Below are 23,677 nucleotides of genomic sequence, written 5' to 3' on the forward strand. Positions count from 1 at the left end.
AAAATAAAGCCGATGATGGAGAATATCCAACATCGGCTAATTAACTTTAAACAAGCTATACTATTTAAAGTTACACGTTAAATCTAAAGTGCATCACATCGCCATCTTGCACGATGTAAGTTTTACCTTCTAAACGCGATTTACCAGCAGCAGCAGCGCCTTTTTCACCGTTATATTCGATAAAGTCGTCATACGCAATGACCTCAGCACGAATAAAACCACGCTCAAAATCAGTATGAATCACGCCAGCTGCTTGCGGTGCTGTCGCACCAATAGCGACAGTCCAAGCACGTACTTCTTTTACGCCAGCGGTAAAGTAAGTCTGCATATCCAGTAAGTCATAGCCACCGCGAATAACTTGATCAAGACCAGCTTCTTCCATATCCATCTCAGCTAGGAAGTCTTTTTTATCGTCTTCATCGAGCTGAGCGATTTCAGATTCGATCTGGTTGCATAGGGCGATGACGATAGAGTCTTCACCAGTGGCATAATCACGAACAGCGTCAAGGTATGGGTTATTTTCAAAACCATCTTCAGAGACGTTAGCGATATACATGGTTGGTTTTAGCGTGATTAGACCATAGCTTCTGATCAGTTTTTTCTCATCAGCGTCTAGGTTAGCAGCACGAGCCGCTTTGCCTTCTGCTAGTAATGGCTCAATCTTTTTGAACACATCAAGCATGGCGCCAGCATCTTTATCGCCGCCTTTTGCTTTTTTGGTCAAGTTAAATACCGCGCGCTCAACAGCTTCTAGATCCGCAAGTGCCAGTTCAGTATTGATGGTTTCGATATCATCAATCGGGCTAACGCGGCCATCAACGTGTACCACATTGTCATCATCAAAACAGCGTACCACATGAGCAATTGCATCGGTCTCACGGATGTTCGCTAGGAACTGGTTGCCCATGCCTTCGCCTTTTGACGCGCCTGCGACCAAACCTGCAATATCGACAAACTCCATGGTCGTTGGTAATACGCGCTCAGGATTGACGATGTCAGCCAGTTGTTTTAGGCGTGGGTCTGGTACTGGTACGATACCCGTGTTGGGATCTTTGGTACAAAATGGAAAGTTTTCAGCGGCGATACCCGCTTTGGTCAACGCATTAAACAAGGTGGATTTACCCACGTTTGGTAGGCCGACGATGCCGCAATTAAAACCCATAACATTCTCTCAATGTATTAATAAAATCAGTTGGTATAAAGTTTGGTTAAATGATAAATCAAAATTGGGCACATTGTAGCAAATTTACCTGAATAGGGGTGAGGTTGTTACGGTATATGCTCAGGTTTTTACCCGATGACGATACGCAGCTTTATGATAAAAGCAGGTCATATTAGGAGCTTAAAAATGAATAAAGCTAACCAATACGAGTGACACATAGTTTATGTGGGCTAATAAACCCTATTTTTTAATATGCTAAACTGTCACTCATAGATAAGGGCTGAAAGTTCACGTAAATTCAGCACATATATTCTGCTAGGTTTAGCAAATCATAATTATTCTAAAGCTATAGACAGTCAGACATACGCTGATAATATCGCCAAAATAAAATGTAAGGCAATTGTAGACAATGACAACCTCGATTTTTGACACACGCCACTATAAATACCCGCAAAACTTTCTTGAGATGAAGCCTAAACTGACTCGGCTTGAGCAGGCTATTAAAAAACTAGAAGCGAATTTAATCGATACTGCTGAGACGACAAATATCAAGTTGTTAAAGCATAGGCTAGATAGTGGGTTGGGGTTAAAGGTCGATTATGCCAGAGAGTTAAATCCCGATCAGTTAATGGCCGCGACTACGATCGAAGGCAAAGTATTGGTCATTGCTGGAGCTGGCTCAGGTAAGACCAAAACCTTGACCTATCGGACCAGTTATCTATTGGAAAATGGGGTGTCGCCTAAAGAGATTTTGCTCCTGACTTTTACGCGTAAAGCGGCAAATGAAATAAAAGATCGAGCTAAATCCTTGCTAGCAAGCAGTCTTTCAAATCAAGAGCTATCAGATGAAGAGCTGGCTGAGGATAAGCTGCCAACTGATAAAGCATTAAATAGCATCACTAGTGGTACTTTTCACTCGTTTTGCAATATGTTACTGCGTCAGTATTCAGGGCTACTCGGTATCAATCCGCGATTTACGATTTTGGATACGGGTGATAGTGAGGATGCTATCGACTTGGTGCATAAAGAAAAAAAGTATCCTGCTCAGACCAAGTCACACGCCTTTCCACGCAAAAAAACGCTGCAAAATATCATATCGACGTCTAGAAACAGACGTATACATATTCGCGACTTAATCGAAAGCAACTACCCTGATATTGCCGTGCATATTCCTATCATCGAGCAGCTGGCGGTCGATTTCCATGAGTACAAGCGCGCCAATCACTTATATGATTTTGACGATATCATCAGTCAAGTAGTGCGCCATTTGAAGACCAATGACACTTTTCGACAGCTGCTGCAAAGCCAATATCGTTATATTATGGTTGATGAGTATCAAGACACCAATATTCCACAAAAGCAGCTAATCGACTTAATATGTGAGCCTGAGACGGTATCGCTGATGGTAGTCGGTGACGACAATCAAAGCATCTATGCCTTTCGCGGTGCCAACTACGAAAACATTTTGCTATTCGGTGAGACTTATCCTCAAGCCAAACTTATTAAGCTTGAGCAAAATTATCGCAGCTCGCCGTCCGTTTTAAACTATATCAACGCGTTGTCAGCGCAAATCACGCTAGGCTATCAAAAGCAGCTGTATTCTGATGCGCCGATAGAAGGACACAAGCCAGTATTTCGACGAATCAGTGATGAGCCAAAAGAAGCGAGCTATATCACTGATAAGATTGTCGCGCTAAAGCCAGAGTATGACTACAAAGACTTTGCGGTATTATGCCGTACGTCATTTCAGTCCAATTATGTACAGCTAGAGTTTATGGCGCGCAATATTCCTTTTATCGTCGTGGGCGGTATCAAGTTCATTGAAAGACGTCATATCAAAGACGTATTGGCCTTTGTCAAAATACTCTATAACCCAAATGACACGATTGCTTGGCATCGTATTTTAACTTTGTTTAAAGGGGTGGGTGCAATGACGGCGACGCGCTTAACCCAAGCCATTACTGCTGACAATAATGCATTTGAATCCTTACTGGCCGCGCCCTTTGCGAAAAAAAGTGATCAGTTAGAGCCTCTATATCATGCGCTTGCCAAGGCACAGCAAGCTGAATCGGTCGAGACAGCTATTGAACATATTCTTGAGTTTTATATCCCAGTGTTAAAGCTTATCGAAGACAATTGGCGTGAGCGTACCGAAGACTTTCGGGTATTAAAAAATTTAGCGACAGAGCACACAAGCCTTGATAGTTTTTTAGAAAATCTCGCTTTAGACCCACCTAATGATTCAGTTGCCGTGATGGGCAATTTAGATAATGGACAAGACAGTAGCAATGACAAAGTTACTATCTCGACCATTCATAGTGCTAAGGGGCTTGAATGGCCAGTAGTGTTTGTTAACTCATTGGTAGATGGCATCACGCCGCATCACCGTTCTTTGGATGACTTTGAAGCATTAGAAGAAGAGCGTAAGCTGTTTTATGTTGCCTGTAGTCGTGCAAAGACACAGTTGTATCTGACAGCACCAAATTACTTTTCTAGTTATTCTGGATATTTTGACAAACCCTCACGTTTTATCGCTGAGCTATCTGCGGATGAGGTAACGGTTGAGACGACAAGGCGGACCATGATAGAAGATGATGACCCAATTTGGTGGTAATACGCTATGTTTAGTTGATTATCCAATCAATTAAACATAAGCTAATAAGGCTATTCAGTAATATAGATAAGTGAGCTTTCAAATAGTTGAAAATTTCATGTTCAAAAACATTGGATAATTTGACGCTATTTTCATCAAATTTGTTGCTAGATTATTGCTCAATGCCAGTATTATTCCTATCAAAAATACCTTCTCAAAAACCCCATAACCAAAAGTATGTGACGCGAAAATATTTCTCAGATAAGGGTTTCAAATTTATCCTAATGCGTTACTATTACCACCTAATTCTGTTAGACCCTTATATTTGATACTCTGTATTAACACCCTAAGAAAAGGATAGGTTATGCGCTACGAAGTTATCGTTATCGGTGCAGGTATGGTTGGCACGTCAATCGCGTGGCATCTACAAAAAAATAACTCAAATGTATTATTGTTAGACAAAAAATTGCCAGGGTCAGAGACCTCATACGGCAATGCAGGATTGATTCAGCGCGAAGCCATTCATACACATCCTTTTCCTCGTCAGCTGACAGAAATGATCAGAGTGTTACCAAACCAAGGTACCGATATTCGCTATCGTATCCCGGCCATTTTGCGTTATCACCAAGCCCTGCTTCAGTACTGGAAATACTCTACACCTGCTTCAGTCAAAAAAATCGAATCAGAGTGGCAGACGTTGATTGAGCATTGTACTAGTGAGCACCAAACCATGATTAGCGCTTCTGGTGCTGACGAGCTCATTACTCGTGATGGTTGGTTGCAATTGCATCGCTCAGAAGAGACTTTTAAAGAAGCGCAAGTATCAGCTATCGACGCGCGTAACCAAGGTGTTGAGCATAACGTACTAAACCTTGAAGCGCTAAAAGCAATGGAGCCTAGTGCCAATTTTGAAGGTTTCGTTGGCGCGATTCATTGGAAAAACTCTTGGCAAGTATCGAACCCAAGCTCGCTCGTAAAAGCTTATGCAAAAAACTTCCAAGATATGCAGGGTACGATCAAAGAAAGCGATGTGAAAGAAATCGTTCAAGATGGCGAAGGCTGGAAAGTTATCACGGATAACGATACCTACTATAGTGACAAATTGGTTATCGCAGCAGGCCCATGGTCTAATGATTTGATCAGACCCCTTGGCTATAACTTGCCACTATTCCCAATGCGCGGCTATCATCAGCATTTTAAAGTGACAGAGAAGAACACTATCAATCACAGTATGTTTGATATGGACAAAGGCTTTGTAATGGGGCCAATGCAGCAGGGTATTCGTATCACTACTGGTGCTGAGATGACTACGATGAATGCGCCAAAGAACTTTGGTCAGTTAAAAACTGTATTGAAGTTAGCTAAAAAAATCTTGCCATTAGAAGATGCGGTTGAAAGTGAAGCGTGGGCAGGCTCACGTCCTTGTATGCCTGATATGAAGCCAGTAATCGGTCCTGCAGACAAGCATGACAAACTATGGTTCGCATTTGGTCACAGTCATCAAGGCTTTACTTTAGGGCCAATGACAGGTCGTCTGGTTGAAGAGATGATTCACGATAAGCCTACATTGGTCAATCTTGCACCATTTAGTGCCCAGCGTTTTTCTAACTAAGCGCGTATCTGATATATAGTTGATCCAATTTAAGAGCGGTACAAGGCAACCGAGTGCAGATGTATATGTCATACTTCAAGCGAGGTTAACGCAGTAACGCTTTTATAGTGGATTGATTATAGTTAGCACAGACTTAAATTAATAAATGAAAGGTATAGACATGATTAAGAAGCTACACAGCAATCAACGTATGAGCAAAACCGTAATCCATAACCAAACTATCTATTTGTGTGGTCAGGTAGGTAATGCAGAAGACGATATCAAAGCGCAAACATTGACTTGTCTAGAAAAAATCCAAACGTTGCTAGAAGAGGTAGGCAGTGACAAATCAAAGCTACTATCAGTAACAGTTTGGATCAAAGACATGGCTGACTTTGCTGCCATGAATGAAGTTTATGACCAGTGGTTTGAAGGTATTCAGCCACCAGCTCGCGCTTGTGGTGAGTCAGCTTTAGCACGTCCTGAGCTATTGGTTGAGATGATCGCCATCGCTGCTGAGTAATAAACGGCTCGCAGCATCTGTAGTACCTGTATCAAATAGAAATAAAAAAGGCCATGATAGCGATATCGTGGCCTTTTTTATGCTTGGTAATAAGCAAATTTAATTATTGAAAAAGGGCGTGCAAGCTTTCTAGATAAAGCTTGCGCTATATGACGTCATTTAAAAAGTACAATGATTAGTGATATAGGTACTAACACCCTTTCCATACCGCTTGGCGTTTATCAATAAATGCATCAATCCCTTTACCCACATCGTCTGCCATCATATTGCCCGTCATAACTTCACTGGCATAATCATACGCATCTTCGATGTTCATGCTCAGCTGCTTATAAAACATATTTTTGCCAGTTCTTACTGCTACCGGAGACGTGGTAGTAATCGCCGTTATCAGTGACTGTAGTGTTTGATTTAGTTGCTCTGCTGGTGCGACTCGATTGATCAAGCCATATTGCAAGGCAGTATGCGCGTCGATAAATTCACCTGTGATTAGCATTTCAAACGCTTGCTTACGAGGTAGATTGCGGCTGACAGCAACGGCAGGCGTGGAACAGAAAAGTCCAACGTTTATCCCAGAGGTGGCAAATTTTGCATTATCAGCGGCAACGGCTAAGTCACAAGCGGCGACCAGCTGACATCCTGCGGCTGTGGCAATGCCCTGTACTTTTGCAATGACGACTTGCGGCATACGGTTGATGGTAAGCATCATTTTACTACATTGCTGGAATAGGGCACGGTGAAATGCTGCATCTGCATGCGTGTGCATCTGTTTTAGATTATGACCAGCACAGAATGCTTTGCCTGTCGCTTGAATAACCACGACTCTGATCGTATCGTCTTGAGCGATACTGTCTAGCTCTGTTTGCATGGCAGACAGCACTTCAACGGACAACGCATTGAATTGCTTGGGTTGGTTTAAAGTGAGCGTGACGACGCCACTTTCTTTACTGTCTTCTCTAATAACCAAAAGGTCGTCTAGGTCTAGAGTAATGTCAGATTGAGTCATTTATCATCCTTGATAATCGATTGTTTGATTTGGCAAATGCTACTATTTATAAAGTTATATAAAGCTATATAAAGCTATATAAATAGTAGCATGGCTCATATTCTATACGATAGATGGAGCACATAGAAAGCGCACGAAAAAATAGCGCACTCAGATGATGAGTACGCTATTGGTTTTTCAATCAGATATAAGCTAAATCTATACTAACTTAAATTTATACTAAGCTGTATTTATACTGAACCTAGTATGCGCCTTCGCTATAGATAAGCTCGTAGCTGTGGCTATAGATTTCAACGATGTTACCGAACGGGTCTTCCATATAGATCATGCGGTAAGGTTTTTCGCCAGGGTAGTAGTAGCGTGGTTTTTCCATACGCTTTTTACCGCCTGCTGCAACCATACGCTCAGCCAACTCTTCAACATTTGGATCTTGAACGCAGAAGTGAAAGATACCTGTTTTCCAGTATTCAAAGTTGTTTTCAGGGTTTTCTTGATTTTTAAATTCAAAAATCTCAACACCGATACGGTCACCAGTAGATAGGTGAGCGATACGAAAGCTGCCCCAACCTGCACCGAATACTTCAGTACACATCTCACCAATCGGGCTGTCATCTTCGACAATCTCAGTAGGCTCCATGATCGTATACCAACCCATTACTTCAGTATAGAATTTCACGGCTGCATCTAGGTCAGGGACTGACAGACCGATGTGCGAAAAGCTTCTTGGATAAACGTTGTTCATAATTTGTGCTCCTGTTTGCTGTACTCTTGTTTAACGTGAGGCCAGTATACAAATGCACCATCATTATGTAAAATTATCAAACATTATATAAATAAGTATAAAACGTAATGATAAATATCACATGGCTACGAACTTTCTGTACGCTTGCTGAAGTTGGGCACTTTACCCGCACAGCTGAACGTCTATATATGACGCAGTCCGGTGTGAGCCAACACATAAGTAAGTTAGAGGAGCAACTAGATACGGACTTGTTGATTCGTCAAGGAAAGCAGTTTTCGTTGACCAATGCAGGTGAGCAGCTTTATAAAGAAGCAGGCGAGATATTGCAGCGATTATCAAATTTAGAACAGCGCATCGGTGAAGATCCACCTTATGAAGGATTGGTGCGTTTGATGTCACCGGGTAGTGTGGGACTCAAGCTATATCCGCAGCTTTTGACACTACAGCAGCAGCATCCAAAACTAGTAATTGATTACCGTTTTGCACCCAATTCTGACATTGAGCGGGCGTTGGCAAATCACGAGATTGATATCGGCTTTATGACAGATATATCAGACGATGAAACGGTTAGCTGCAAACCTATGGCACAAGAAGCATTGATACTAGTAACCCCTGCGGCTACAGTAGAGCCTAGCTGGGAGCAGCTTATGGCACTTGGATTTATCGATCATCCGGATGGCGCCCATCATGCAGGCATGCTACTAACTGCCAATTATGAGCAATTTCAGCATATCAATGACTTTGAGAAAAAAGGATTTTCGAATCAGATAGGGTTAATCTTAGAGCCAGTCAGCAGAGGATTAGGCTTTACTGTTTTGCCAGCACATGCCGTGGCTGCTTATCCAAAGCCTGAGCTGATTAACAGTCATCATTTACCAGTTGCCGTTAGTGAGACGCTATATCTGGCAGTCAGACGACAGCAAGCATTTTCTAATAGAATGCATACGGTCATTGACGAAGTAAAAAAATGGCTATAGACATGTTAAGAATGATAAATGCACAGCTAACGAAGGGTTAATCGAAAGTTCAATAGCTGTGCATTTAGTGAAGGAGGCTTATTGATAGATTGAGCCTATGAAAAATTGCATCTATCTTAAAGTCTGCCCAAGTTTGATACTTGCAGCGATATTAGCAGCAGTAGTTTCAATATTGTTATAAGCAGAGCCTAACACATTATCAATTGTATCTATTTTTTGGATACTCGGCATGACCACATCGAACTGACTGGTTTGAGCAGGTTTTAGTCCATCGACACTGCCGCAGATAGCGATAACAGGTGTGCGGTTAGCCTTAGCGATTTGGCTGATACCGCCTGCCACTTTACCCATGGCTGTCTGTGCATCGAGTTTGCCTTCGCCAGTGATGACGAGATCAGTCTCTGCGATATGCTGTGACAGATGAGCCACTTCGGCAACCGTATCAAAGCCTGACTTTAGCTGAGCTTCAAAGAACGTCATCATCGCATAGCCAAGACCGCCTGCAGCGCCAGCGCCTTCAGCGTATTGACAGTCTTCATAGCCATGCTGTCCACATACGGTAGCAAAGTGACTGAGTGCCTTGTCCAAAGTATTGACCTGCTCTGGACAAGCGCCTTTTTGTGGGCCAAATACTGCGCTTGCACCCAGCAGACCGCATAATGGATTGGTCACATCACAAGCAACTTCAAATACCGTGTCTGATATCTTTGCATGCAGGCTAGTATTATCGAGCTTATGTAAGCTGGCAAGTGCGCCACCACCATGAGTCAGCAGGCTATCATTAATATCATGAAATGTTATGCCTAGCGCCATTAGCATGCCAAGGCCTGCATCATTAGTTGCGCTACCACCTAGACCGATAACGATACGCTTAGCACCTTCTGCTAACGCATCTTCGATCAGCTCCCCAACACCATAACTACTCGCAATAACGGGATTACGCTCATCAGCCGTCAGTAGATGTAATCCGCACGCTTGAGCCACTTCAATAACAGCGGTCGCGTCAGGCAATAATAGATACTTTGCCGTAATCGGTCTCATCAATGGGTCATGTACTCTGACTTCTTTCCAGCGCCCGCCCAATACATAAGACAATACCGCTGAGGTACCTTCACCGCCATCGGCCATTGGCAACAGCTTGTAGTCAGCATCTGGAAACACTTGGCTAAAGCCAGATTGAATGGCGTGGCAAACATCAAGTGCTTCTAAACTTTCTTTAAATGAGTCAGGGGCGATCAAAATTTTCATACGGTTCTCTTTGAATATCTTAATGACACGATCATTGCGATAGTGTCATGTTTTAAAACGTTTACTTAGCAATCATCAAATAAACGTATGTAGAAATACCCAATTTTATGAACTAGATAAACACTAGGGTCAACAACCAGATAAATACGATGCTAGTTACACCTTGGATACCAGTGGCCATTGAATGAGCCTTGTACGCTTGTGCGACGCTCATGCGACTAAACTGGCTAACAATCCAAAAGAAGCTGTCATTGGCATGTGAGATGGTCATGGCACCAGCACCAATTGCCATCACGCAGAACACGCGTCCAAGTTCGCTGTCTAGGCCAATCTGGTTCAATAGTGGGGCAACCATAGCAGAAGTCGTAACCAATGCGACTGTGGTTGAGCCTTGTGCTGTTTTTAGCGCCGCAGAGACGATAAATGGCATGAAGATACCTAAACCTAAAGCAGATAGCGTCGAACCTAGGTAATCACCGATAGGCGTCACTTTTAGCATGGCACCAAATGCACCACCAGCACCAGTAATCAGTAGGATAGGGGCTGCTACTACCAAACCTTGCGAGATACTGTCGCTGATTTCTTGCGTTTTTTGGCTTGATTTAATCAAGAAAAACGATAAGAACAAACCGATAAGTAACGCAGTCAATGGGTTACCAATAAATATCAAAATTTCCGCTACCATGCTACTGCCAAATGGTGCGCTTGGGAAATTAGCAACCGAAGATAAGCAGATTAATATGATAGGAACGATAATCGGCAAGAAAGCCATTGTCGCTGAAGGCAAGTGACTGTAATCATCACGAGTTTTCATTCCTTCAGGCATTGCTGCTGGAGCATCTGCCGCATTGATATTGTCAGGAGTGGCGTTAAGGAAGCGATTAGACCACCACCAGCCAGCCAGTACCGCAACTGCTGTCACGACCACACCGACCATAATAACCAAACCTAAATTTGACTCTAGACCTAAGTTACCTGCCGCTGCGATTGGGCCTGGCGTAGGTGGGACAAAGGTGTGGGTAGCGTATAGACCAGTGGCCAAGGCAATACTCATCGCGACACTTGATACATGTAAGCGCTCAGCCAAAGACTCTTTTAGAGAGTTCAAGATAATATAGCCAGAGTCACAAAATACAGGAATCGAAACGACCGCACCGACGATAGACATGGTCAAAGTAGGGAAGCGTGGCCCCAATACTTTAATAACGGACTCTGCCATTACGATAGCAGCACCCGTTTTTTCAAGGATTAAGCCAATAATCGTACCAAATACAATCACAAGACCGATATAGCCTAAGATACCACCGAAACCATCAGAAATCGTTTTGGCGACCGTGTTAAGTGGTACTTGATAAAATAGCGCGACCAAAAAAGCGGATAAAATCAACACTAAAAAGGGATGCCACTTTAATTTTGCGGTAGCGAAAATAATAAAAAGAATGGTCAGCACAAGCCAAAATACAATCATCACTGTCTCAATATGGTTTATATCTTAATGAGTTATTCACGCGAACAGGCATCAATAACGATACGAAATTTTGAAGGGGCATATTTTATAGCAAATAGATGCCGCTAGGAAATAGATTCGTTAAATAGTTGGCGCTGTTGACAAAAAATTGAGAGATACTTAATTTTGCAATGACGGAAATTAGTAAGAAAACGTCGAAGACGTGTGTGGAAATACTTTTATAACTAGCAATTGCTAATACTTCAAACCAAAAAAACTGGCCATTTATAATGACCAGTTCCTGTCTAAACAATATTTACCTACCTGAGTAATAATTATTTTTAGGACAGATATTCTAAGAAGTACCCTGATTAACAATTAGGCAATCTTATCAAAGAAAGCTTTATTATTGGTAGCAGTTTCAGTATCAAAGCTGACGTAAATGCCTTGATCATCCAACGTGGCATACCAATGATCATCATTGCCACTGGTCAGCAGCTGGAAGTATTTGTCATTGACTATTCTGCCAACTGTATACACCTCACCTTCGGAGTAGTACGCATTACCTTGAGTACAGATAAGCTTGTCATTGGTATGGATGTTATTATTTTCTTTCATATTCTTGCGCCCTATTAGTACATTAAATAGCAGTAGATTATCAATTCTGCTAATAGTAATAAAGATGATTATATAGGCAGTATCTTGTTGTTTGGTATAGCGTTTTAAGGTAGTTGTTGTATTTAGTTACTACAACATTGCATAGATAACACCGCTATCATAGCAATAGATTTTTTGAGAATCCTAAGCTGTTTAGGAATATATAAAATCCTAATTTATCAAGATAAAGGAGTGCAAGTTAGCGATATAGATTGTCTAAATACATAAACTCTAATGTCAAAAATGACGCACGTAAAAAAGCCAGCAACCTAAGTTGCTGGCTTTTTGCAGACTGAGTCTAACTACATAGAAGATTACTCTTCAGAATAGTCTTCTTCAGCAGCTTCTTCGTCAGCTGAATCTTCGTTGTTACCATCTTCAGAAAGAATAGTAACTAAGATGCTAGCAGTAACGTCATGGTGTAGCTGAATATCAACATTGTATTCGCCAACTTGACGTAAAGTGCCTTCAGGTAGCTTGATTTCAGCACGGTCTACTTCTAGACCTGAGTTAGTCAATGCTTCAGCGATATCGCGAGTACCGATAGAGCCGAATAGCTTGCCTTCGTCACCTGATTTAGCGCGCATGATAACATTAACGTCAGTTAATGCATCAGCACGCTCTTGAGCAACAGCGATCTCTTTTGCTTCTTCAGCTTCAAGTTCAGCACGACGTGCTTCGAACTTTTCGATGTTAGCTTTAGTAGCAGGTAGTGCTTTGCCCTGAGGGATAAGAAAGTTACGTCCGTAACCTGGTTTTACATCGACAGTTTCACCGAGTTTACCAAGGTTGACGATACGCTGTAACAAAATAATTTGCATGAGTCATTCCTAGTTAGCGGTTAACCTTGATGGTTATCAGTGTATGGAAGTAGCGATAAGTAACGAGCTTGCTTGATAGCAGTCGCTAATTGACGCTGATATTTAGTAGATGTACCAGTAATACGGCTTGGTACGATTTTACCATTATCACTAATGTACTGTTTTAGCAATTCAACATCTTTATAGTCGATGTGAGTGATGCCTTCAGCAGTGAAACGGCAGAATTTGCGACGGCGATAGAAACGTGCCATGAGTATTCTCCTTTAATTAGTCTTCACTGTTGTCGTTGTCGTCATTATCGTTTTCACGATTGTCTGGACGACGAGTAGTTGCTTTGCGTGCGCGTTTTTCATCGGCATTCTTGGCTAACTGCGACTCTTCAGTGACAGCTTCGTCACGGCGCATAACTAGACTACGAATGATCGCGTCGTTATAACGGAATAATTCTTCAAGTTCAGCTAAAGTTTCACCGTCAGTTTCAATGTTGAAAAGAACGTAATGAGCTTTGTGAATCTTGTTGATTGGATAAGCCAGTTGACGACGGCCCCAATCTTCTAGACGATGGATAACACCGTTGTTGTCTTGAACTAACTTGATGTAGCGCTCAACCATGCCGACCACTTGGTCGCTTTGGTCTGGGTGTACAAGTAACACCAGTTCGTAATGTCGCATTATGACTCCTTACGGATTAGTAGCTATTAACCCTATGTTAATAGCAAGGAGATTTATAAGGTAAGCCCAATTCTAGTCATATTTTATAAAAAACAATCAAGAATAAGCTTAGTTTATAAAGCGCCGTATTATAACAGTACTCGGCAACTAACACAAAGGTTAATCACCAAGCTACTGCCAATAAAATATAAAAAGAGGCTAAATAGTCTTTGGTAAATAAAAAAAGCCGCGATAGTACGCAGCTTTTTTGAGTATAACGAGCTATAAAACCAATAGCCAAATCAAATACTGTTATTCAGATTTTGACTTCTTTGCCAATTGACTACTGTCTGCTTTAACCACTAAGGTTTTGGCAAGTTTGTCATGCCAACCAATGTTTTCAGGGCTTTTAGATGCCATGTAATAATGGATAGCGATAATCACAAAGCCTAAAAAGCTGGTAAACGAAAACAGTAAGTTATAGATAATAAACAACAATAACGTACGTGTACCGATCAATTTAATGAACGAAGGTAGGCGATGCGTGGTTTGATCCACAACACGAATACCAGTGATCAGCTTGCCTAGCGATTGACCACGGATGGTGATAAATACCAATTGTAAGGCAAATAGACCGAAGACCATCACCTGTGACATCATCAATGTGCTACTAGGAAGGCTTTCCATCAGCGTCATTGAATATTGATAGGCGGCGTCCATATCTTGGATGTTTTGGAACTTGGTATAGTCCACATCCATTTTAGTTAATGCCATTACTAGCGGCAGTATGGCCAATATATAAAGTAGGCCATTCAATGCAGTCGCCAATACACGTGACATGATTGGCGCAAGTACCACATTGCCGACAACTTTATCATTGTCTGCAACAGCCTTTTTGAGAGTCGACTTGTTTAATGAGACATTGTTGTGCGGCGTCTGATGACGATTGGTTGTCATATCGGCTTTCACGTTTTTAGGACGTTCAGGCTTGCCATATAGCCTATCTAACGATACTGACTTATCATCTTTCGCTTTATTGGTATCTTCAGGGAAGACGGTCACGTTATTGATGATAGAGTCGTTTACTTCAGGCGTGTTAGCACCAGTTGGGCGATAAACCGTTTGGTTATTGGTAAGATCACCTACGCGCTGCCACTGAGCTAAGCCTTCATGCCACATCAAATCATCAAGCAATACTTCACCAGATGCCAGCATGATATTCAGCTGCTCCAACTGATATGGGCCAGCTTGTACGTTATTTCGAGCAAGGAAAATCTGCATAATTGCCTGCATAGTTAGTCATGTCTTAGGACATTATATTAGGGTCTATTTGAAAAAATCAAATAGACCCTAATAGTGGTATCTTTAATGACTGTGTGAATGACCGCCGTGATTAAACGTAGCGGTTTACTTCGCTTCTTCACCAGCTAAGAAGAACCAAGTATCTAATACTGAGTCAGGGTTCAATGACACTGAGCTGATACCTTGCTCCATTAGCCAGAAAGCTAGATCTGGATGGTCTGATGGGCCTTGACCACAGATGCCGACGTATTTGTTTTGCTTGCGGCAAGCTTCGATAGCCATAGATAATAGTTTCTTAACAGCAGGATCACGCTCATCAAATAGATGCGAGACGATACCTGAGTCACGGTCAAGACCAAGCGTTAACTGAGTCAAATCGTTAGAACCGATTGAGAAACCATCGAAATGCTCTAGGAACTCTTCTGCTAATAAGGCGTTGGTTGGTAGCTCACACATCATGATGATGCGTAGACCATTTTCGCCACGTTTTAGACCATTTTTCTCAAGTAACTCGATGACTTCTTTGGCTTCGCCGACAGTACGTACGAATGGAATCATGATCTCAACATTGGTCAAGCCCATGTCATCACGTACACGTTTTAGTGCTTTACACTCAAGCTCAAAACAGTCACGGAAGTTATCAGACACATAACGGCTAGCACCGCGGAAACCAAGCATTGGGTTCTCTTCTGATGGCTCGTATAACTTACCACCAAGCAGGTTAGCGTATTCGTTTGACTTGAAATCTGACATACGAACGATCACTGGCTGATCCATGAAGGCAACAGCTAGCGTTGAGATACCTTCGACCAATTTATCAACATAAAAGTCAACAGGTGACGCATAGCCTGCGATACGCTCTTGGATGGCTTGCGCAATTTCACGTGGCAGGCTGTTCATGTTTAGCAAGGCTTTTGGATGCACACCAATCATACGGTTGATGATGAACTCTAGACGTGCAAGACCAATACCTTCGTTTGGCATTTGGGTGAATGAGAATGCGCGATCTGGGTTACCAACGTTCATCATAACTTTGAATGCTAGCTCTGGCATAGATTCAACAGAGTTAGTCTGTACTTCAAAATCAATCTGGCTTTCATAAATGAAACCAGTGTCGCCTTCAGCACAAGAAGCAGTTACGTCTTGACCATCAACCAATAGCTCAGTTGCGTTACCACAACCAACGATAGCTGGTACACCTAGCTCACGCGCAATAATAGCAGCGTGACAGGTACGACCACCACGGTTGGTGATGATAGCAGAAGCGCGCTTCATAACTGGTTCCCAATCCGGATCAGTCATGTCTGATACGAGTACGTCGCCTTCTTCTACTTTGTCCATCTCGTTTAGGTTGCTAACGATACGCACTTTACCTGAACCGATACGCTGACCGATTGAACGACCTTCACACAATACTTTTGCGCCAGTCGTGTCGATGACGTAACGCTCCATTACGTTGCTGTCTTGACGGCTCTTAACAGTCTCAGGACGTGCTTGAACGATAAAGATTTCGTTAGTATCGCCGTCTTTTGCCCACTCGATGTCCATCGCTTGGCCATAATGCTGTTCGATCGTTACCGCTTGTTTGGCAAGTGAGGTTAGCTCTTCAGTAGATAAAGAGAACTGCATACGATCTTGTTTTTCAACATCGACGGTTTTAACTGATTTAGCCGTGCTGCCTTCATCACCATAAACCATTTTCTTATGCTTGCTACCTAGGTTACGGCGGATAACTGACGGCTTACCATTGGCTAGCAATTTCTTAGAGATGTAGAACTCGTCTGGGTTAACCGCACCCTGTACAACCATTTCACCTAGGCCATAGCTTGAGGTGATGAATACCACTTGATCAAAGCCACTTTCGGTATCTAGCGTGAACATAACACCAGCAGCACCAGTCTCTGAACGTACCATACGCTGTACAGCAGCAGATAGCGCAACGCCTTCGTGCTCAAAACCTTTGTGTACACGGTAAGAGATTGCACGGTCGTTGTATAGAGAGGCAAATACTTCTTTAATAGCAATTAGGACGTTATCAATACCACGAATGTTCAAGAAGGTTTCTTGTTGACCGGCAAATGACGCATCTGGCAAATCTTCAGCAGTGGCAGAAGAACGTACAGCAACAGCGATGTCTTCGCCGCCGCTCATGGTTTCAAATGATTGACGTACTTCTTGCTCAAGATCTTTTGGCAGTTCTTGTTCAATAATCCAAGTACGAATCTTTTTACCAGTAGCCGCAAGCTTATTAACATCATTTACGTCTAGTGTTTTTAGCTCGCTATTAATTTTGTCAAGCAAGCCCGTTTCAGTCAAAAAGCGGTTGAATGCATTTGAAGTGGTGGCAAAGCCGCCTGGAACACTAACGCCTAAATCAGAAAGATGGCTGATCATTTCGCCAAGCGAAGCGTTCTTACCACCAACCATTTCGATGTCGTCTTTTCCTAGCTGATCAAGATTGATTACAAGTGCTGTAGATTGCGCTGCCATGATAACTCCAGAAAATAAGGTTATTTAGTAAAGATTATAACGGTGAATTATACCGCCATATTAGGACAATTTCGAGGGTTTTCGCCAAAAAACTTGTTAAAAATATACAAATTGTGGGGTTTGCTACATAAATTAGGGCCAGTCTAATCAAGTTTCGTATTTACTCAGATGAAAAATCTGATTGCTAGTGACGATGTTATGCGCTATCAAAAGCCAATTACTGCATAAAATAGATGAATTCAAATAAGCTACATCTAGAGCATTTCCATAACTTATGTTTCAATCTTATGTATCTGTATAAAAGAAGCATAAAAAAAGCCTTAATGAGAGGTGAATTAACTATGACGACAATATGAAAAACAATGTTGGTGCTAAGTGTACGCCTGTAACATTGATTTCTATTAAGAAGCTAATATGCGTATAATGTAGCGCATAGATAGTTGATGCACATTGCATAATAAATGTGCGGTATAGGTACTGAAAAGGCTCTTTTGAAGTAGGCAGTTATAAAGCCTAGTTATACGAGTTATAAAGGCAACTATAAAAATCTAAGTAAAAGCCACACTATTAATGATAATCAAAGTAATGCTATTAATAGTCAACTGCTAAATGTTTGCTAAGTCTGAATTATTACTAAGATCTATACCAAAAACTAAATGAAGGTCACTATTGAGTTTTCAACCGAGGTGTCAACGATATGTACTCAAGCAATCCATCTGAACAAGTTAAATCCACTATCCAAAATCGCCACGCGCTAAACTTGGACAGCTCACAGGCCATTAGAACGGCGTTTTTTATCTCAGATGGTACAGCGATTACAGCTGAGACACTTGGACGTGCTATTTTGAGTCAGTTTGCCTCAGTTCCTTTTGAGACAAGAGTATTGCCATACGTCGATAGCTTAGAGCGTGCGGAAGATGCGGTTGAACAAATCAACATGGCGTATCAGCGCGATGGGTCGTTGCCATTGGTTTTCGATACGATCGTCAATCCTGAGATTCGCGAAAAAATTAATTCAGCGCATAGCTGTAACTTAGATATGTATGAAGGTCTGATTGGCCGTGTTGCAGAAGAGACTGGCGTAGAGCCAGATGGTCATTCGGGGCATGCACATGATGATGTCGACTCTGAAACCTATAAAGAGCGGATCGATGCAGTTCACTTTGCCTTAGACAATGACGATGGTGCGCGTACTCGTCACTACAATGCAGCCGATATTATTTTGGTGGGTGTATCGCGCTCAGGTAAGACGCCGACTTCTTTATATTTAGCATTACAATTCGGTATTCGAGCGGCTAACTATCCTTTAACCGAAGATGATTTGTACGACAATCAGTTGCCGAAAGCATTACGTGAGCACAAAGATAAACTATTTGGTTTGCTTATTGATACTGATCGCTTAGTAAAAATCCGTCAAGAGCGCCGTGCAGGCAGTCGTTATTCTAGCTATCAGCAATGCCAGCAAGAGCAGCGCGCGATTCAGGGTATCTATATCACGCATGGTATCCCGAGCTTAGATGTATCGGAGATGTCTGTTGAAGAAATTGCCACGCGTATTTTGCAGATGACAGGTCTCAAACGCCGTATTGGATAATGAATGTCAGCTTAAACAGTATCTGTTCAATCGGTATCAATAAGTGTTTAGGCAGCTTTAATAAATGCGTATAAAACACTAATAAACATACATCATTTCATCCTAGATAATTATCATATAGAGAATATTATGATTTCAGCCTATCAATCTATAAAGCCATCGTTGTTGATGGCAGGTTTAATCAGTGCAGCGACTTTACTGAGTGCTTGTCAAACATCACCATTTACAAAGGATCCAGTACCTGAGCCGCGATATATTCCAAGTATCGTATTGGGAGAAGCACAGACACTGACCGTCATGCCAAACCGTGTGGCCTGTGCCTCAGAACTGCCAATGCAGTGCCTACTTGCTAAGTCTAAAGACGGTAGCGTATTCCAGATTCCTTATGACTGGATCGACGATTTCAAACCAACCCTTGGTACAGAGTACATCATTAGCGCCCGCCCGCAGATTGATGAAGGGCAACAGAGCGCTACTGGTCACTGGACATTGCAAAACATATTGTCACAACGTATGGTGAGTATGCCTCAGTAGGGCAGTATTCATTTATCTACATGATACTAACTCATCTACATATTGATTCATTTATATCTCAAACATTTACTCGATAAATAAATATAAAGAGGACATCATGGTAAGTAAAAGTGCAAGCGACGAGACCAACGATACTGGTAAAGATATTCATACCGAAGTATCAAATAAATCTAGCGGACACGTGCCAAGCCCTGAACATACCGAAGGTAAGAACAAAAAAGAAAAAATAGAGCAGACTCACGAGCAAGTGACTGATGATGTCATGCATCATCCTGACTTAGTGAATCCGCTCGATGACACACGAATCGATATTAAATCTGGTTTTACCAAAGACTCTCGTCGTCTAAAAAGCGACGATCATGAGTATGAGTATGATGCCGTTGTTTTAGGGGCGGGCCCTGCTGGTGAAGCCGCTGCTATGAAATTTACCAAGTCTGGTAAAAGAGTTGTCGTCGTCGATCCACGTGATCAAGTAGGTGGTAACTCTACTCACGTCGGTACGATTCCAAGTAAAGCATTGCGTCAATCTGTATTTAACTTGATTAACTTCCGCCGCGATCCAATGTTTACCAAGGCGATGGAATATAAGCAAGTACCGCTAAATGAAGTACTCGCCAAAGCGCGTCAAGTTATTCGTCGTCAAGTCAGTACCCATACACGTTTTTATGAGCGCAACCGTATTGAAGTCATCCAAGGTTGGGCAAGTTTCATTGACGCACATACGCTACGTATTGAAGTCGATGAAAATGTTTACGAAACCATCACTTTTAATAAAGCCATCATCACTGTCGGTAGTCGTCCTTACCGTCCTGAGATTTTGGACTTTAACCATCCACGCGTTTTTGACTCTGACAAAATCTTGCAAATGGATTATGTGGTCAAAAAAATCATCATTTATGGTGCAGGGGTGATTGGTTGTGAGTACGCGTCTATCTTTACTGGTCTTGGCTACAAAGTTGATCTAATCAATAACCAAGATCAGTTGCTCAATTACTTAGATAGCGAAATCAGTGATGCCATCGCGCATGACTTTAGACAGTTCGGTGTGCTTATCCGTAGTAACGAAGAGATTGATCATCTTGAGACTCATGATGATTATGTGGTTTTACACTTAAAGAGTGGTAAGCGCATCAAATCTGATGCCATTCTTTGGTCAAATGGTCGCTCAGGTAACACCGAAGGTTTGAACTTAGAAGCCATTGGGTTAAAAGCAAACGGCCGTGGTCAGCTAAAAGTAGATGATACTTACTGTACGGACGTCGACAATATCTATGCTGCTGGTGACGTAATCGGTTGGCCATCACTAGCTTCTGCTGCCTATGACCAAGGTCGCTGTGCTGCTGCATTTATGGTTGGTGATAGTGATGCCGAGCCAGTATCTAGTGTACCGACTGGTATCTATACAATTCCTGAAATCTCTTGTATCGGTAAGACAGAGCAAGAGCTCACGGATGAAAAAGTCCCATATGAAGTGGGTCAGGCGTTCTTTAAACATCTGGCACGTGCCCAAATTATCGGTGAACGTTCGGGCGTATTAAAAATATTGTTCCATCGTGATACCTTAGAAATTCTAGGCATCCATTGCTATGGTAATCACGCTTCAGAAATTATTCATATTGGTCAAGCAGTGATGAAGTGTAAGAGCAACAATACGCTTGAGTACTTTGTAAATACGACTTTCAACTATCCCACGATGGCAGAAGCGTATCGTGTGGCGGCATTGAATGGTTTGAACCGAGTGTTTTAAACCATTGTCTATTTATATCGTATAAATAAAAAAGCGCCTACTACTATTAGCAGGCGCTTTTTTTATGCTCATAGATTTCATTAATTTGAAGATTTATAAGTAGGCTTTTCGCTGCGGAATACGCTTGCGTAAAAATAGCAATAAAACAAAATAGAGCAACCATAAGCCAGCCAACGCATAAAATCCTACAGCGACTTGAGAGACACTGGCACCCATTTGGTTAAGCTGTACAGAGGTATTGATTGCAGGCGTGGTCGGTACCAGCCAACGTATTACTTGCAATACTTGAGGCAATTGGTCTGCTGGCCAAGGGTAGCCGCTTAAGAAAAATATCGGTAAGGAGATAAAAATTAAGATCTGCATACTGCGCTCACGCTGCCGGAACCATAATCCGAGCACGCAGCCGAGCGTTGCGACTGTCGGACAAAATAGTGCCAAAAATAGTAGCGTACCAAGCATGTTTTGTCCGCGTGGATAATGATGTAGCTCAAACGCCCACCCATAATAAAAGCAGCCAACGATAAAGCTAAGTGAGCTTAGCGCTCCAATACGTCCTAACCAGCCACGTACACTCGTACTGTGACGGCGCTGCTCATACCATGTGCCAATCAGCATCGCAGTCGCCATTAAAAGTGTCTGCTGTAAGATAATAACAGAGACAGCAGGTACGACATAAGCACCATAGCCCTCAGTTTGGTTATACAGTGGCATAATCCGTAGCGGTACAGCTTGAGTATTCTGCGCTGCGGTAGATGCATAAGCGCCTTTCGCAATGCTTTTCTTTACCTTAATACCAGCCGATACCGTACTTACTGCTTGAGAGAATCCCAATTGGACGTTTTTATTTAAAATAAAATAACCGCCATTACCCAGTACGCTAACGTGCGCTTGCTCTCCGGACTGAACTTGTTCTTCAAGACCAGCTGGAATCACCATATAGCCTGCAATTTGATCTGACCATATGGCTTCTTTGGCAGCCTGCTCATTGATAAATCGTTTAGTATCTAGGTATGGACTAGCGCTCGCATAGCGCACGAGAGTACGTGATAAGTTACTGTTATCATGATCAATGATACCTACTGGCACATGATTGACCACCTCAGACGAGTAAGGCCAGGGATAGAAAAACCCATAGATAATAGGGGCAATAATCAACATCAAAAGTACGCCTTTATCACTAAAGACGTCTTTGAAAGTTTGAATAAAGCTGTTCCAAAAACTTTGTGATGCTGGCGTGACCGTTGATGTAGTTTTTGAGTGTGTATTATTTGATTGTGCAGACATTAGCGTGCTCCCCAACGTTCAGGATGCGCCAATGCGCGTTTGGTTAATAGTGCCGCAAGTATTAGCGCTATTATGGCTGCAAGCATGAGGCCATAGACGATAGGTAGCGAGATGGCGATCGGTGCTTGCATTTGTAACTGTGCAATATGGAGTTTGAGATAATGCGTTAGCGGCAGGGCATTTGACCAATATTGCGCGCTATCACTAATCGCAATATAAGGAAAAGTAACACCTGCAAAGGCGTAAGAAGGCGCTGAAATAAATCCAGTAGTCGATAGACCCATACGTAATGAAAAAGAATTCAAAGTAAAAATAGCACCTAGCCAAAACGACAATACCATTAGGCACAGAAACCCAGCATAGACTGCCATAAGAGACATGATGTTGATATTCTGATTGGACGTTGCCAGCCACAATATTAACGCTGACCACAAGCTATAAGCCAGTATTGGCCAAAAGTATTTACCTAATAAGCCAAATCCTAACACTGATAAGCTGACCGAATGGGGCACTTTTGCGCTTGACGATGATGCTTTGTTATCGCTGCTATCTTGTTTGGTTGATAGCGAAGATGTCGTTTTTGAAGGTTTAGATAAGGTTAAATTAGGCTTTCCTATATCAATAAAACGGTACCAGCGACCGATATTCTTATCACGTAACTCGCGGCCAATCGTGGTTGCGCCAATGACCATTGCCAGTATATGTAATAAGGCAGGTATGACGGTCGAAGCCAAAAACTGCTGATAATTGGTCGCAGCATTGAATAAGCTAATACGCTGCACACTGATAGGCGCGTAAGCCGTCATCGCTTGTGATGGTGCTACGCCTTGTTTGACCAAACGTTTAATCTCTACACCTGCGGATAATGTACTAGCGACTGCTTGGACACCTGCCTGAATAATACCAGAGTGTGTACCGTACTGTGCATTAACTTGTAGAGTCAACGGAGCAGGCTGGCTCGATAAGATATTACGAGAAAAGTCCTCTGGGATAATGACAACAGCGTAAATATCGCGCTGTAAAATCGCAGCCTCTGCATCTGCTTGGGAGTAATAAAGCTGTCTGACTGTCAAAGTAGGACTGGCCTCTAAGTAACGGACGGCAGTATTGGCAACAGCGCTGTTGTCTTGATCGATGACCCCGATAGGCAAATCGGTAATTTGAGTCTGTGAAAATATCCACCATATTAGCAGCACCGTTGCCAGTGGTATCCATACCACCATGCTAAAGTCCCAGTGATTTTTTGCCAAAAAACGGCGCTCGTAGGCTGCACTGCGTAAAAAAGCCTCACTTAACTTAGTCAAGTGCATG

The 23,677-nt window shown here is 42.4% G+C and carries 20 protein-coding genes; 7 read left to right on the forward strand and 13 right to left on the reverse strand.

Annotated features, from left to right (window positions below):
* Positions 1-70: 70 nt before the first annotated feature.
* The gene (ychF, locus tag SJY28_RS08120; RefSeq protein ID WP_102094907.1) at positions 71-1,162 is read right to left on the reverse strand and encodes a redox-regulated ATPase YchF; all 1,092 of its coding nucleotides are present in this window, start codon (positions 1,160-1,162) and stop codon (positions 71-73) included.
* Positions 1,163-1,571: 409 nt separating this feature from the next.
* Here ychF and SJY28_RS08125 point away from each other — a divergent pair, with 409 nt between their 5' ends.
* The 3 genes from SJY28_RS08125 to SJY28_RS08135 all read left to right on the forward strand — a co-directional run bounded on the left by SJY28_RS08125 (position 1,572) and on the right by SJY28_RS08135 (position 5,869).
* Complete coding sequence (locus tag SJY28_RS08125; protein WP_379544050.1) at positions 1,572-3,776, forward strand: ATP-dependent helicase; 2,205 nt, start codon at positions 1,572-1,574, stop codon at positions 3,774-3,776.
* Between the two features lie 343 nt (positions 3,777-4,119).
* The gene (locus SJY28_RS08130) at positions 4,120-5,367 is read left to right on the forward strand and encodes an NAD(P)/FAD-dependent oxidoreductase (protein ID WP_379544051.1); all 1,248 of its coding nucleotides are present in this window, start codon (positions 4,120-4,122) and stop codon (positions 5,365-5,367) included.
* 163 nt (positions 5,368-5,530) lie between these two features.
* Positions 5,531-5,869 carry a RidA family protein gene (locus tag SJY28_RS08135; protein WP_055124581.1) on the forward strand — a complete coding sequence of 113 codons (339 nt, stop codon included), beginning with the start codon at positions 5,531-5,533 and terminating at the stop codon, positions 5,867-5,869.
* A gap of 190 nt (positions 5,870-6,059) precedes the next feature.
* Here the strand turns inward: SJY28_RS08135 and SJY28_RS08140 are convergent, their stop codons facing one another.
* Both SJY28_RS08140 and SJY28_RS08145 read right to left on the reverse strand, forming a co-directional pair.
* On the reverse strand, positions 6,060-6,872 hold the full coding sequence (locus tag SJY28_RS08140) for an enoyl-CoA hydratase (RefSeq protein WP_379544052.1): 813 nt from the start codon (positions 6,870-6,872) through the stop codon (positions 6,060-6,062).
* Between the two features lie 241 nt (positions 6,873-7,113).
* On the reverse strand, positions 7,114-7,614 hold the full coding sequence (locus SJY28_RS08145) for a lactoylglutathione lyase family protein (protein ID WP_101205448.1): 501 nt from the start codon (positions 7,612-7,614) through the stop codon (positions 7,114-7,116).
* A 107-nt stretch (positions 7,615-7,721) separates the two neighbouring features.
* Here SJY28_RS08145 and SJY28_RS08150 point away from each other — a divergent pair, with 107 nt between their 5' ends.
* Positions 7,722-8,591 (forward strand): LysR family transcriptional regulator, encoded by an 870-nt coding sequence (locus tag SJY28_RS08150; protein ID WP_379544053.1) that lies wholly within the window; start codon positions 7,722-7,724, stop codon positions 8,589-8,591.
* 111 nt (positions 8,592-8,702) lie between these two features.
* Here SJY28_RS08150 and SJY28_RS08155 read toward each other — a convergent pair whose 3' ends face one another.
* The 8 genes from SJY28_RS08155 to ppsA all read right to left on the reverse strand — a co-directional run bounded on the left by SJY28_RS08155 (position 8,703) and on the right by ppsA (position 17,207).
* Positions 8,703-9,839 (reverse strand): glycerate kinase, encoded by a 1,137-nt coding sequence (locus tag SJY28_RS08155; protein ID WP_379544054.1) that lies wholly within the window; start codon positions 9,837-9,839, stop codon positions 8,703-8,705.
* Positions 9,840-9,951: 112 nt separating this feature from the next.
* The gene (locus tag SJY28_RS08160; protein WP_102091298.1) at positions 9,952-11,307 is read right to left on the reverse strand and encodes a GntP family permease; all 1,356 of its coding nucleotides are present in this window, start codon (positions 11,305-11,307) and stop codon (positions 9,952-9,954) included.
* A gap of 357 nt (positions 11,308-11,664) precedes the next feature.
* Positions 11,665-11,904 (reverse strand): hypothetical protein, encoded by a 240-nt coding sequence (locus tag SJY28_RS08165; protein WP_379544055.1) that lies wholly within the window; start codon positions 11,902-11,904, stop codon positions 11,665-11,667.
* Positions 11,905-12,257: 353 nt separating this feature from the next.
* The gene (gene rplI, locus SJY28_RS08170) at positions 12,258-12,764 is read right to left on the reverse strand and encodes a 50S ribosomal protein L9 (protein WP_057759378.1); all 507 of its coding nucleotides are present in this window, start codon (positions 12,762-12,764) and stop codon (positions 12,258-12,260) included.
* 20 nt (positions 12,765-12,784) lie between these two features.
* Positions 12,785-13,015, reverse strand: coding sequence for a 30S ribosomal protein S18 (rpsR, locus tag SJY28_RS08175; RefSeq protein WP_010198808.1), 231 nt, complete (start codon positions 13,013-13,015; stop codon positions 12,785-12,787).
* 16 nt (positions 13,016-13,031) lie between these two features.
* Positions 13,032-13,436: a 30S ribosomal protein S6 gene (rpsF, locus tag SJY28_RS08180; protein ID WP_101205443.1), complete on the reverse strand. Its 405-nt coding sequence runs from the start codon at positions 13,434-13,436 to the stop codon at positions 13,032-13,034.
* Positions 13,437-13,727: 291 nt separating this feature from the next.
* A complete protein-coding gene (locus tag SJY28_RS08185; RefSeq protein WP_379544056.1) occupies positions 13,728-14,708 on the reverse strand; it encodes an RDD family protein in 981 nt (326 codons plus the stop codon).
* A gap of 114 nt (positions 14,709-14,822) precedes the next feature.
* Positions 14,823-17,207 carry a phosphoenolpyruvate synthase gene (ppsA, locus tag SJY28_RS08190; RefSeq protein ID WP_379544057.1) on the reverse strand — a complete coding sequence of 795 codons (2,385 nt, stop codon included), beginning with the start codon at positions 17,205-17,207 and terminating at the stop codon, positions 14,823-14,825.
* A gap of 697 nt (positions 17,208-17,904) precedes the next feature.
* On the opposite strand from ppsA, the gene SJY28_RS08195 reads away from it, so the two are divergent.
* The 3 genes from SJY28_RS08195 to sthA all read left to right on the forward strand — a co-directional run bounded on the left by SJY28_RS08195 (position 17,905) and on the right by sthA (position 21,082).
* Complete coding sequence (locus SJY28_RS08195; RefSeq protein WP_101205440.1) at positions 17,905-18,801, forward strand: pyruvate, water dikinase regulatory protein; 897 nt, start codon at positions 17,905-17,907, stop codon at positions 18,799-18,801.
* A gap of 129 nt (positions 18,802-18,930) precedes the next feature.
* Entirely contained in the window at positions 18,931-19,335 is a 405-nt protein-coding gene (locus SJY28_RS08200) for a DUF4377 domain-containing protein (protein WP_379544058.1), read from the forward strand.
* A 97-nt stretch (positions 19,336-19,432) separates the two neighbouring features.
* Entirely contained in the window at positions 19,433-21,082 is a 1,650-nt protein-coding gene (gene sthA, locus SJY28_RS08205; protein ID WP_240990630.1) for a Si-specific NAD(P)(+) transhydrogenase, read from the forward strand.
* Positions 21,083-21,175: 93 nt separating this feature from the next.
* Here the strand turns inward: sthA and SJY28_RS08210 are convergent, their stop codons facing one another.
* On the reverse strand, positions 21,176-22,366 hold the full coding sequence (locus SJY28_RS08210) for an ABC transporter permease (RefSeq protein WP_379544059.1): 1,191 nt from the start codon (positions 22,364-22,366) through the stop codon (positions 21,176-21,178).
* Complete coding sequence (locus SJY28_RS08215) at positions 22,366-23,676, reverse strand: ABC transporter permease (RefSeq protein ID WP_379544060.1); 1,311 nt, start codon at positions 23,674-23,676, stop codon at positions 22,366-22,368. The genes SJY28_RS08210 and SJY28_RS08215 overlap by 1 nt, the downstream gene beginning before the upstream one ends.
* Position 23,677: the final 1 nt, after the last annotated feature.

Source organism: Psychrobacter sp. R86515, assembly GCF_042466315.1.
Taxonomy (GTDB): domain Bacteria; phylum Pseudomonadota; class Gammaproteobacteria; order Pseudomonadales; family Moraxellaceae; genus Psychrobacter.